Source organism: Streptomyces mobaraensis, assembly GCF_020099395.1.
Taxonomy (GTDB): Bacteria; Actinomycetota; Actinomycetes; order Streptomycetales; family Streptomycetaceae; genus Streptomyces.
The window spans coordinates 1,579,183-1,591,354 of sequence record NZ_CP083590.1 but is presented as its reverse complement, the minus strand read 5'-3'; the positions used below and the strand labels follow the sequence as shown (position 1 = coordinate 1,591,354).

At 73.2% G+C, this 12,172-nt stretch carries 9 protein-coding genes and 1 pseudogene; 5 read left to right on the top strand and 5 right to left on the bottom strand.

Annotated elements, in window-relative coordinates; translation table 11 throughout:
- Positions 1-61: 61 nt before the first annotated feature.
- Positions 62-3,946, bottom strand: coding sequence for a type I polyketide synthase (locus tag K7I03_RS06625; RefSeq protein ID WP_221903234.1), 3,885 nt, complete (start codon positions 3,944-3,946; stop codon positions 62-64).
- Between the two features lie 129 nt (positions 3,947-4,075).
- Positions 4,076-4,747 (bottom strand): transposase, encoded by a 672-nt coding sequence (locus K7I03_RS34245; RefSeq protein WP_185944086.1) that lies wholly within the window; start codon positions 4,745-4,747, stop codon positions 4,076-4,078.
- Between the two features lie 438 nt (positions 4,748-5,185).
- Between K7I03_RS34245 and K7I03_RS06615 the strand changes: the two genes are divergently transcribed.
- Both K7I03_RS06615 and K7I03_RS06610 read left to right on the top strand, forming a co-directional pair.
- Positions 5,186-5,458: a hypothetical protein gene (locus tag K7I03_RS06615; protein ID WP_185944087.1), complete on the top strand. Its 273-nt coding sequence runs from the start codon at positions 5,186-5,188 to the stop codon at positions 5,456-5,458.
- Between the two features lie 95 nt (positions 5,459-5,553).
- Complete coding sequence (locus K7I03_RS06610; protein ID WP_221903252.1) at positions 5,554-5,859, top strand: helix-turn-helix domain-containing protein; 306 nt, start codon at positions 5,554-5,556, stop codon at positions 5,857-5,859.
- A gap of 46 nt (positions 5,860-5,905) precedes the next feature.
- On the opposite strand, the gene K7I03_RS06605 is transcribed toward K7I03_RS06610, so the two are convergent.
- Both K7I03_RS06605 and K7I03_RS06600 read right to left on the bottom strand, forming a co-directional pair.
- On the bottom strand, positions 5,906-6,829 hold the full coding sequence (locus K7I03_RS06605; RefSeq protein WP_185944088.1) for a hypothetical protein: 924 nt from the start codon (positions 6,827-6,829) through the stop codon (positions 5,906-5,908).
- Positions 6,826-8,238 carry a phenylacetate--CoA ligase family protein gene (locus K7I03_RS06600; protein ID WP_185944089.1) on the bottom strand — a complete coding sequence of 471 codons (1,413 nt, stop codon included), beginning with the start codon at positions 8,236-8,238 and terminating at the stop codon, positions 6,826-6,828. Before K7I03_RS06600 ends, K7I03_RS06605 begins: the two co-directional genes overlap by 4 nt.
- A 727-nt stretch (positions 8,239-8,965) precedes the next feature.
- On the opposite strand from K7I03_RS06600, the gene K7I03_RS06595 reads away from it, so the two are divergent.
- The 3 genes from K7I03_RS06595 (at position 8,966) to K7I03_RS06585 (ending at position 11,619) form a co-directional block, all read left to right on the top strand.
- Positions 8,966-9,760, top strand: coding sequence for an IclR family transcriptional regulator (locus tag K7I03_RS06595; RefSeq protein WP_221903235.1), 795 nt, complete (start codon positions 8,966-8,968; stop codon positions 9,758-9,760).
- 127 nt (positions 9,761-9,887) lie between these two features.
- Entirely contained in the window at positions 9,888-10,736 is an 849-nt protein-coding gene (locus K7I03_RS06590; RefSeq protein ID WP_185944090.1) for a helix-turn-helix domain-containing protein, read from the top strand.
- Positions 10,723-11,619 (top strand): oxidoreductase, encoded by an 897-nt coding sequence (locus K7I03_RS06585; protein WP_185944091.1) that lies wholly within the window; start codon positions 10,723-10,725, stop codon positions 11,617-11,619. Before K7I03_RS06590 ends, K7I03_RS06585 begins: the two co-directional genes overlap by 14 nt.
- 21 nt (positions 11,620-11,640) lie before the next feature.
- Here K7I03_RS06585 and K7I03_RS06580 read toward each other — a convergent pair.
- Positions 11,641-12,170: pseudogene (locus K7I03_RS06580) on the bottom strand (hypothetical protein); the annotation flags it as partial.
- Positions 12,171-12,172: the final 2 nt, after the last annotated feature.

Genomic DNA, 12,172 nt, shown 5'->3' with positions numbered 1-12,172 from the left:
CGGCCCGTGTGCGACGCCGAGTCGCACACGGGCCGGCCGTGTCGGGGGAGGGTGCGGGGGTTTACGCCGCCGCCACCTCCTGTTCCTCCTCCTGCCTCTCCTCCCGCGCGCCCAACTGCCCGGCCACGTACGCCGCGAGGCCCCCCGCCGTCGGGTGGTTCCACAGGACGGTGACCGGCAGCCGGATCCCGAGCAGCTTCTCCAGCTGCCCGCAGACGACCATCGACATCACCGAGTCCAGCCCCAGATCGGTCAGCGGCCGGTCGCGGTCCAGCTCCGCCGCCGGGATCTTCATCTCGCGGGCCAGTCGTCCGCAGACCTCCTCGTCGATCCGGGCGGCGAGGGCGTCGGCCGGCAGGGACGCCCAATCGACGGCGGCCGGCTCGTCCGGCCCGGCGGTGGGCTCCGCCTCCGCCGCGCGCCCGGCCGGCGCCTCCGAGCGCAGGGCGCCGAACCGCGTCCCCGGCAGCCAGGCGCACAGCCGCCCGCTCTCGTCGCTGATGACGATGTCGACGGTGTCCGTCTCCGGGTCGACGAGCCGGATGTCCACCACACCGGTCTCGGGTGCCTCGCCCACCACGCGCACCTCGCGGATGTGGGCGGGCATCCGGACGGTGGGCGGCCCGCCGTAGATGACGGGGACGACGCCGAGGGCCGCGTCCAGCAGCGGCGCCCAGGTGACCTGGTCGCCCGGTACGGCGGGGGCGTGGATCACGGCCCGCAGCACGTTCTCGCCCTGGAGGAGTTCGCGCACCTCCCACGGCCAGGCGATCCCCTCGACGCCGATCGCGTCCAGCCGGCCGATCACCACCGACGGGTCGGCGGTCACCAGACCGTCCGGGGCGCGTACGGTCAGGAAGGCGTCCGGGAACGGTACGGCGCTGTCGGCCAGGGTCGAACCGGACGTGTGCGTCAGCCAGTTGCCCGGGCCGCCCTTCGCGCCCACGGCCCGGGTGCTGAGCCGCAGTTCCAGCCCCTCCCGTACCACCTGCACCTCGCGTGCCGAGGCGAGAGCGATGGGGAAGCGCAGCGAGAGGTCGAACAGCGCCTTGCTGCCGCCGACGCCCGGGGCGGCCTCCAGGAAGGTGTGGATGATCGAGGAGGCGGGGACGATCGAGGCGCCGTGCAGGGAGTGCCCGCCGGGGAAGGGGCGGCTGGCCTCGTCCAGGACGGTGTTCCATAGCCGTAGCGCGGTGCCGTTGGTGGTGGCGAGGTCCACGGGGGCGCCGAGCAGGGTGTGACCGCTGATGTCGTGCTGGTGGGAGACGGCCGCGGCGGCCGGCAGCACGGCGTCGAGCCAGTGCCTGCGGTGCTGCCAGACGACCGGGGGCAGCTCCGCCGGGGGCCCGGCCGGGTGGTGGAGCGACCAGTCGATCTCGGCGCCGTGGGCGTGCAGCCCGCCCAACTGGCCGAGCAGCGTCCGCACTTCGGGCTTGTCGCGGCGGAGGCTGTGGCCGATGTGCGCGCCGGTGACGTCCAGATGGGCCAGCGTCTCGCCGATCGAGTGGGAGACGACCGGATGTGGCGAGACCTCCAGGAAGCGACGGTACCCGTCCTCGACGGCCGCGGTCACCGCCTGCGCGAGCCGGACCGGTTCACGCAGGTTGGTCACCCAGTACGCGGCGTCGTGCGGGGCGTCGGAGCGGGGGTCGGCGAGGGCCGTGGTGTAGAGCGGTACCTCCGGGGCGCGTGGGGCAAGTTTCTGAAGGGCGTCGCGCAGGCCGTCCGTGAGCTCCAGCATGTGCCGGCTGTGGAAGGCGACGTCGGAGTTGACGTTCCGTACCGGCAGGCCCTCCGCCTGCCAGTCGCGGACCAGCTCCGCCACGGCCTCGGCGTCGCCGGAGACCACCGACGACAGCGGCGACGACGCGATGGCGGCCGAGATCCGCCCGTCGTCCGCGAGCCGCGCCGCCACCTCGTCGAAGGGCAGCCCGACCATGGCCATCGCGCCCCGGCCCGCCACCCGGCGCAGCAGCGCCGACCGCCGGCCGCTGAGCCGGGCGCCGTCCTCCAGGCTCAGCGCCCCGGCCACCACGGCCGCGGCGATCTCGCCCACCGAGTGCCCGATGACGGCCGACGGCCGGTGCCCGTGCGCCCGCCACACCTCGGCGAGGCCCACCTGCATCGCGAAGATCATGGACTGGGCACGGTCGACGGAGTCGAAGTCGCCGTCCAGCAGGGCCTGCCGGGCCGAGAAGCCCAGCTCCTCCCGGAACACGGGCTCCAGCGCGTCGATGACAGCCGCGAACTCGGCACGCTCGGCCAGCAGTTCGGCCCCCATCCCCGGCCAGTGCGAGCCGTGCCCTGAGAACACCCACACCGTCCCGGTGTCCGCCGCGCCCCCGGGCGGTACGGCACCGGTGACGACACCGTCAAGCTGCCGCTCCCCGGTCTCGTCAGCCGCCAACTCCCGTAACAGGGAAACGAGTTCGGCGCGGCCGTCGGCGACGACGGTCGCCCGGTGCTCCAGGTGGCTGCGGCGGGTGGCGAGGGTGTGGCCGACGGCGGAGAGCGGGGTGCCCGGGTGCTGCTCCAGCCAGTCGGCGAGGCGGGCCGCGTAGGCGGTGATCCCGGCGCGGGAGCGGTACGAGAGGGGGTACGCGCGGACGGCGCCGCCCTCCGGTTCCGCGACCGGCTCCTCGTCGGCGGCGGGCGCCTCCTCCAGGACGATGTGCCCGATGGTGCCGCCGTACCCGTACCCGGAGACGCCGGCCCGGCGCGGGGTGTCGCCCTTCGGCCACGGCTGGTGCTCGGTGACCAGCCGCAGCCCCCAGTCGTCCCAGGGGATGTCGGGGCTCGGCTCGCTGGTCAGGACCGTCGCCGCCAGCTCCGCCTCGCGGAGCATCAGCGTGGCCTTGATGATCCCGGCGACGCCCGAAGCGGGTTCGGCGTGGCCGATGTTGGACTTCACCGAGCCGATCCAGCACGGCTTGCCGTCCGGCCGCCCGGTGCCGAACACCGCGTGCAGGCCGGACGCCTCGACCGGGTCGCCGAGCCGGGTGCCGGTGCCGTGCGCCTCGATGTAGCCGGCGGTGGCCGGGTCCAGGCCCGCCTGCCGCCAGGCGAGGCGGAGCAGGTCGCGCTGGGCGTCGGGGTTGGGGGCCATGATGCCGTTGGTCGCGCCGTCCTGGGCGACGGCCGAGCCGCGGATCACGGCGAGGATCCGGTCGCCGTCCCGCTCGGCGTCCGCCAGCCGCTTGAGCACCAGGACGCCGCAGCCCTCGGCGCGCCCGTAGCCGTCGCCCTCCGCGTCGAACGGCTTGCTGCGGCCGTCGGGGGAGAGGGCACCGGCCGCCTCCAGGGTGAGGGTGTACGCGGGCGAGAGGATGATGTTGACGCCGCCGGCCAGGGCGAGGGACGTCTCGCCGGTGAGCAGCGACTGGCAGGCCAGGTGCACCGCCACCAGCGACGCCGAGCAGGCGGAGTCCAGGACGAAGCTGGGGCCGTGCAGGTCGAGGACGTGCGAGACGCGGTTGGCGATGCCGGTGAGCTGGGCGCCGATGCCCGTCCACGGCTCGATGCGGGGCAGGTCTTCCAGTAACCGCCGCCCGTAGTCGTCGGAGCAGGTGCCGATGTAGACGCCGGCGTCGGAGCCCGCCACCGAGCGCGGCGCCATGCCGGCGTGCTCCAGCGCCTCCCACGCCACTTCGAGGACGAGCCGCTGCTGCGGGTCCATGAACTCCGCCTCGCGCGGCGTGATGCCGAAGAACTCGGCGTCGAAACCGTCGACGTCGCCGATGAAGTTGCCCGGCCGGTCGGCGCGGCGCAAAGCCTCGGAGAACTCCGGGCTGATCTTCGTGTAGGGACGCCAGCGGTCCTCGGGGGTGGGTTCGACGGACACCTTGCCGCCGGAGAGGAAATTCCAGAACGATTCCGGGGAGTCGATGCCGCCGGGGAACCGGCAGCCGATACCGATGAGCGCGACCGATTCTCGCTGCTGAAGCATGCGCGTCATTCCGTTCGTTTGGAAGGGAAAAGGGTGGGTGGAACGGGGAGGGGGGAGGGGGTGGGAGGGGCGGCGGAAACGGCACAGGTGTTTCCGCGGGATGGTGCGAACGGCCTTTAGGGGAAGGGCTCAGCGGGCGGCGGCAGCGGTGGCAGCGGCGACGGTGACGAGTGGCACGCGCCGGAGGGCGTCCGATGGGGGCACGTCGACGGGACGGACGGCCGGGACGACGGAGGCGGACGAGACCCACGAGCCGGATGAACCGGAAGAGCCGGAGGGGCTGGACGAGCCGGAAGGGCTGGACGAGCCTGTGGAGCTGGACGAGCTGGATGAGCTGGGCGAACCGAGCGCGCCGAGCGAACCCGGCGATCCGGAGGACGCGGCGGCGCGGGCGCGGATGCGGCGGCAGACGGTGAGCGTCCAGTCGGCGCGCGCCCCGGCGGCGCGGTGTTCGGCGGCGGCGCACAGCAGGTCCCAGAGGCCCGCGGCGCTCCATTCGGTGAAACGGCGGTGCACGGTCTGCCAGGAGGCGCCGAAGACCGGGGGCAGCCGGCGCCAACTGCAGCCGGATCCCGCCACGAACACGATGGCGGCCAGCACCTCGCGGTCGTCGACCCGGCGCTGCCCGCCACCCTGTGGCCGTTTCGGCGTGGGCGGTATCGCCTCCTTGGCCAGGTGCCAGAGGTCGTCCGGGACGAGGCGTCCGGTGAGGACGGTCGGCGCGGGCGCGGGCAGGGAGAGGGCGAGGGGGCTCCGGAAGTCCGGCGCCGACGGGCGGGTGGATAACGCGGGTGAGCTCACTTCGTTTTCTCCGTAATCACGTGTGCACGCGGTAGGGGAAACGGGGGGTGCGCGTCGTTCGCCGGCCGGTGTCCACGGCGATGGGGACCTGGACCGGCGTCTTTCGGCAACTGCCTTTTTGCCTGCGGGGCATTCGGGACGTGTGGCGCGAGATCCCGAAAGAGCACCCTTTAATCGTTGGCCAACACAATGATGGATGTACCATCACAGAAGCGGCAATGTGATCCACGTCACCAAATGTTTTTCATGTCTCACTTGGTGGCACACCCGCCAGGGAGGTCGTGAAAACCGACGGGGAACTCGGACGCCCCGCCATCCGACCCCGTCACCGAGCGTGGCGTCGGCGGCCGGGTGTCGCCGACACAGAGTGAACCCTCTTCCGAACGTACGAACTTGGACGGCGGCCAAGTGAGACGCCGGGCCGGATACCGTGGCGGCATGGTGCGCCTGAGAGTGGAATTCACCACGGAGCCGTTCGACCTCGACCGCCCGCCCCCGCACGCCGTCGTGGCCCGGGACGTGGTCCAGGACGCCGGCCTCGACCACGTGGACGTCGGCCCCTTCGGCAACACGGCCGAGGGCGGGGCGGAAGCGGTCCTCGCCGCCGTGGGCGAGCTGCTGCGCCGGTCGATAGGCGCGGGCGCGACGCGCGTCTCCCTCCAGCTGAACGTCCTGGACGCGCCGGAGGACACCCCGAGGACCGGCCCGTGACGACCCCTTCCCCGGACCTCTCCCCGGACCCTTCTCCGTCCCCCTCCTCGGACGCCGACCGCTTCCGCGCCGCGGTGACCCCCCTGGTGGAGGCGATGGGCGGCCTCCTCCTCGACCCGGCCGAGGCCCTACCGGACGACGTGGTCCTCAGCTGGGAGGGCCACGAGATCCTCGCCGTCCGCCTCCCCCACCTCGCCGACTCCCTCGACCGCATCCTCACCGACCTCGAACGCCGCCACGGCGCCCCCCTGGCCCAACTCGACCGCAAGACCAAGCAGTCCATCGTCCGCAACCTGGAGTCCCGCGGCGCCTTCACCCTCCGCCACGGCGTGGAGAAGGTCGCGGCGGCGCTGGGGGTCAGCCGGTTCACCGTCTACAACTACTTGAACAGGGCGGAGTGACCGGGCGGCCGGCCGTCCCCCCACGTATGCGCGGACCGGCCCGGCGTCAGCCGAGGAGCCGGGCCGCCTCCTGCCCGTGGCGCGGGCCGGCCGCCGCCCCCGGGGCTCCGATCCGGTCGCGGCGGAACGCGAGTTCGGCCATCCGCCGCTCCGGGCCCCGGCGGCGCAGGAGCAGGTGGCCGGTGAAGGCCGCCGGGCCGAAGAAGACCTGGGCCGGGATCAGCGTCGCGGCGTGCCCGGTGACCGCGCCGACGATGTGCAGGGCGGCCACCGGGGCCACCGCGCCGAAGAGCACGACCAGGACGATGCCGGTGCGCAGCCCCGCCTTCCCGTACGCCTTGTAGGCGGCGGTGGTGAAGAGGGCGTAGGCCAGCAGATCGCCCATGCCGAGCACGGCGCCGAGGTCGTCCCCGACGCGCAGCCCGGCCGCGGGGGCGAAGGGGTAGCCCTGGACCGCGTCGGACAGCTCCTCGGTCAGGGGGACGACCCAGGCGAAGAACGCGTCGTAGGCGGTGAGCGCGAGCAGGAACCACGCGACGTTCCTCAGCCGCATCCCGCCCTGGACGCTGATGTTGGTGGCGGAGACGACGACCAGGCCGACGACGCAGCTGTTGGCGATCCAGTACGGCGCGGCGGTGTCGCCGAAGGCGAGGTGGGTGCCGAGCACGGCCGCGATCAGCGCGGCGATCAGCGCCCAGCGCAGCCTTCCGTCGCCGATGACGGGCTGGTAGCCGACGGACAGCCCGCCCGCGAAGGCCACCGCGAGCACCGCCGGCAGGACCGCACCGGGCAGCGCCAGGTAGAGGTACGGCAGTGCCAGGACGAAGCCCATCATCACGAAGATGTCGGCGCCGTTGAAGACGCCGACCGGCGGCCGGGGGGTGCGGACGGCGCGGAAGTAGCCGACGGCGCCGGCGCACACCGCGAGCGCCAGGGCGCAGCTGACCGCGAGTTGGAAGAAGACCGTCATGCGTGGCTCCGGGTGAAGGTGTGCTCCAGCAGGTCGCAGCGGAGCGGGAAGCGGAGCGCCGCTTCCGCGTCGTCCAGCGGCAGGACGGTGACGTCGGCGTCGATGCCCTCGGCCCGCAGCCGTTCGGTCACGTCGGCCGCGCCGAGTTCCTTGGAGACGACCTCCACGCGCAGCCGGCCCCGGGCGGTGACCTCGGCCCGGTGGCGCAGCGGCCACGGCAGGCCGGGGGTGCCGTCCAGCGCCTCCACGAGGTCGCGCGGGGTGACGACGGCGTCGGCGGTGCGGTACAGCTGTCCGGCCTTGCCGAGGATGTGGGAGACCGCGGGGACCGAGGCGAGTTCGCAGGCGGGCTCGCCGTCCAGGGTGCGGACCAGGTCACCGGTGTTGTACCGCAGGACGGGCATGCACTCCCGGTAGGGGAAGTACGGGGTGACCGTCAGCTCGCCGAGACGGCCGGGCCCGGCGGGCTCGCCCGTCTCCGGGTCGAGGACCTCCGTGTACCCCATGGTGGGGTCGATGTGCAGGTGATGGTGGGTACACGTACGGCCGCTGACGGGCAGCAGCTCGGTCATCCCGAAGGAGTCGCCGACGGTGCGCGCGCCGAAGGTCTCGCGGAAGGCGGCCGCCAGGTTGCGGGACAGCATCTCCCCTCCCGCGTAGACCGCGCGCAGCCCGAAGTCCCGCGGCCCGTACCCGCGTTCGCGGGCGACGCGCACCATGCGGGCGAGGTAGCTGGGGTTGCCGGTGAGCACCGTAGGCCGGAGGCCGGAGCGGCCGAGCAGGTGCTCGACGGACTCCTCGGGCGGGACCTGTCCCACCACGTGACAGGCGGCGTTGGCGAGGCGGCACACCTCGACGTCCTCCTGCACGGCGGCGGTCGCCCGCGAGCTGAGGTTGATCTGCATCCGGTCGCCGGGGCCGAGGTCGCCGCGGAGCACCAGGGACAGCGCGATCAGGGCGGGCCACAGCTCCATCTCGTAGCGGGAGAGCCAGATCCGCACCGGCGCGCCGGTGGTGCCGGTGGTCTGCGTCACCAGGTACGGGTTGCCGCAGAGGAAGTCGGCGGGGCGGGCGATCAGGTCGGCCTTGCGCGTCACCGGGATGCGGGTGAGCGTCTCGGTCGTGATCCCGGACGGGTCCACTCCGGCGAGCCGTTCCCGGTAGAAGGGCGAGCGGGCGGCGAGCCTGCGCACGGTGCGCTGGAGCGCCCGGTTCTGCAGGTCGCGGCGCTCGGCCGGATCGGTGAACGGTCCGTCGGCCAGTTCGTCGACGTCGTCGCCGAGCGAGCCGAACTCCTCCAGCGTGGCGAGCGCGTCGGCGACCAGCCGTTCCACGGCCCGTACGCTCAGCCGCCGGCCGAACACCATGGCCGTGGCCACCCGCACCTGCCGGACAGCCGTCTCCAGCACTGATGCCTCCCTCGCACCTCGAACAGGACGAAGGGGTGGGGGCGGCGGACCGCCCCCACCCCCGGCGTCTACTTCAGCTGGCCGAGCACGTGCCGAAGAAGACAGCCGTCATCGCGCCCATGACGTACTTGAACTGCTTCGCGCTCGTCTTGATGGCGCTCATATGTGCCTCCCCTGTCCGCTGTGCGTGGACGCCCGCCCGACTCCCTTGGGAGCACCGGCGTTTCGTCCCCTGACGAGTAACACAGTGGCGCGATCACTGCGCACGGGCAATGATCCGGTCCGTTCAACGGACCGGGGACCGAGGGGAACCCTTTCCAGCCCGGGGCCGGGCAGAGGCAGGCCCCGGCTCGCTGTGCACTTTGTCACCGGCGGGGGGTGTCACTGTGCAGACGTTGACTGTTCATGGAGCAGAGGCTGAAGTAGGTTCACCGCTGCCGGTGTTCGAGAACAAGGCGACACAGCACTGCCCGGACGGTAACGGGAACACGGAGGCGCACCTCCCGGACCGTCCCGGACTGTCCCGGGCCATCCCGGACCGTCCCGGACTGGAACGACGGCCCATACCAGCTGTGGCACGGAAAGCACGTCGCCCCGGCTGCCACATGGGTCCGCCCGCCAAGCCGGACGGGCGGCGCGCCTCGTCGACGAACACCAGGAGGAAGGGTTCGAACGGGGGAGTTGCGGGGCCGTCCGATCGACGGCCCGGCATGAGAGGGGGACCCTCATGGCGAGATCCGGCGCCGAGGGACGCGGCGTGCTGGAAGGCGCGTTCGCACTCATGGAGGTACTCGCGCACGACGACGAGGTGGGGCTGACCCGGCTGGCGAGCGACGCCGCGCTGCCGAAGGCCACCGCCCACCGGCTGCTCGGGCAGCTGGTCGCACTGGGCGCGGTGCAGAGTCACGAAGGCCGCTACCGGCTGGGCCCGCGCACGTTCCGGCTCGGGCAGGCCTGGCATCCGGCGCGCGCGCTGCGAGCCGCATCGGCCCAGCCGCTGCGGGATCTCGCGGCGGTCAGCGGTGAGGCGAGCCTGAGCCTGTCGGTGCCCGAAGCCGGGCACATCATCGTCGTCGGGGGCATGCGGGGCCAGGTGGACGAGGTCTTCCCGCTGCGCTCCGGGGCCGTCCTGCCACCCGGCAGCGCGGCCGAACTGGCCCTGGCGGCGGCCGCCCCGGCGCCGGAGCGGCCCGCCGGCTGGACCGAGGCCGCCTGGGCGCGTGAGGCCACGCGGATCCGGGAGCGGAGGCTCGCGTTCGACTACGAACAGTGCGTGGAGTCACTGTCGTGCGTGGCGGCTCCGGTGCACTCGGCGTCCGGCGAGGTGGTGGCCGCCATCGCGGTGACCGCCCTGGACGCGAAGCTGATCCCCCCGCTGTGCGACGCCGTGAGCCGCGCGGCGTCGCTGATCAGCGGCAGACTGGCCCGCCTGCCCGAGCCCGCGCCCAGGCCCCGCAGGGCCGGTCCGGCCCGGCCCCGGGCCGTGAGGCGCTTCGCGGGCGCGGCCGATTCGGGCCGCTGAGCCGGCGGTTGGCGGCTGGCGGCCGGCGGCCGGGGCTCGCGGGAGGGCGGCGACTTCCTGATCCCACCCCGGGGGTGGGTGTGGCAGGGCCACCCTTTTCGCGGTGCCGGCCCGTACGTTGGTCGGCATGGACGACAACCGGCTGAGTGAATTCCTGCGGGCCCGACGCGCGTTGGTACGCCCTGAGGAGCACGGGATGCCCCCGGGCGCGCGACGCACCCCCGGCCTGCGCCGCGAGGAGGTGGCCGTCCTCGCCGGGGTGAGCACCGACTACTACGTGCGGTTGGAACAGGGGCGCGAACGCAATCCCTCGTCCCAGGTGCTGCGGGCTCTGGCGGCCGCACTTCTGCTGAAGGACGAGGAAGCCGCCTACCTGCGCGCCATGGTCGATCCGCCCCCGCGCCCGCGCCCGCGGTCCGCTCGGGAGTACGCCGGCCCGCAACTGGTGTCCCTGCTGGACGCCTGGGCGGACACCCCGGCTCTGGTCTACGGCCGGTACCTCGACCTGCTGGCCGTCAACCCCCTCGGCGAAGCGCTGTTCTCCTGGCTCGGCGGCGAGGACAGCCTGATCACGGCCATGTTCCTCAACCCGGCCGCGCGGGACTTCTACCGCGACTGGGCCGTCGTGGCGCAGGGATGCGTGGCCGCGCTCCGGGCCGCCAATCCCGCCCCCGACGACCAGCGGCTCCGCGAACTCGTCGGTGAACTGTGCGTGTGCAGCGCCGATTTCGCCCGCATGTGGGCGCGCCACGAGGTACGGGCCAAGACGGCCTCGGCCAAGCGGTTCCGGCATCCGCTGGCCGGCGACCTCACGCTGGACTTCGAGACCTTCTCCGTCAACAGCGCCCCGGGTCAGCACCTGGTCGTCTACCGGGCCGAGCCCGGCAGCGCCGCCGAACGGTCGCTGACCCTGCTGGGCGACCTCACCCCCACCGATTCCCAAAGCGAAGGGCACATCCCGCATGAACACCTCTGACTCGCTATATGACTCCTCCGTTGACTCTCCCGCTGACTCTCCCGTGTGGTTCATCACCGGCTGTTCCTCCGGCCTGGGCCGGGCGCTCGCCCGCGCCGTGCTGGAACAGGGATGGCGCGCCGTGGTCACCGCCCGGGACACCGGCAAGGTCGCCGACGTGGTCGCCGGACACGGGGAACGCGCCCTCGCCCTGCCCCTGGACGTCACCGACGCCGGCCAGATCGCGCGGGCGGTCGCCCGGGCGGAGGCGGCCTTCGGACGGATCGACGTCCTGGTCAACAACGCCGGTTACGGGTACCTCGCCGCCGTCGAGGAGGGCGAGGACGACGAGGTGCGCGCCCTGTTCGACACCAACGTCTTCGGCCTGGTCGACACCACCAAGGCCGTCCTGCCCGGCATGCGCGCCCGACGCTCGGGCCACATCGTGAACATGTCCTCCCTCGGCGGCCTCGCCGGCTTCGGCGCCACCGGCTACTACCACGCGACCAAGTTCGCCGTGGAAGGCCTCTCCGAGTCCCTGGCCGCCGAGGTCGCCCCCCTGGGCATCAACGTGACGATCGTCGAACCCGCCGCGTTCCGCACCAACTGGTCCGGCCCCTCCATGCGCCAGTCCGCCGCGGTCATCGACGACTACGCCCCCACCGCGGGCACCCGGCGCACCAGCACCTTCGCCACCTACGGCCACCAGCCCGGCGACCCCGCACGCGCCGCCCGGGCCGTCATCGACGCCGTCACGGCCGAACGGCCTCCGCTGCGCCTGCTGCTCGGCAAGGCGGCGTACGACATCGCCACCGCCAAGCTCGACTCCCTCCGGGCGGCCTTCGACGGCTGGCGCGAGGTGACGCTCGGCGCCGACTTCCCCGCGGAACATGCCGCGAGCTGACGGCCTTGCAGCCAGCTTGTGACCGGTTCGTCGGGGTTTGGTGCCGACCTTGTGGGGGGGGGCGAGCCGCTGGCATGGCTCGCTGCCGGTGAGGACTCGTCCTACGTCGTGGCGGGTTGCGGGTCGCCGGTTCTTCGAGCCGGGCGGGCGGCTGGGGCCGGGTGCGGTGGGTTTCGGTGCACCGGCCGGAGTGCCAGTCGTCGTGCGGAAGATGTGCTCGACGTCGAACCATCGCAGGAACGCCTGCCGGCACCGGTCGACGTCGGCCGTAGTGGCGCCGGTCCTTGATGACCACAGCCAGACCGGCTTGTTCACCCCGCCGGACGGCAGGTGATCGACGGCCAGGCGGATGGCCGCTCCCTCGATGCGGGCAGCGGTCCATCGTGCTCCAGCCAGGCGGCCCGCTGGGTGGGCCTGGGGTGCAGCCGGTCCCACGCCCGGGCGGTGGCCTTGCCGTAGAGGCGGGTGTCGGTGACCGTGACTGGCTGCTCCGTGCCCCAGGTGGCGGGATCGCCGAAGACGAACTCTCCGCCGTGCTTGGGTGGCCGGCCTC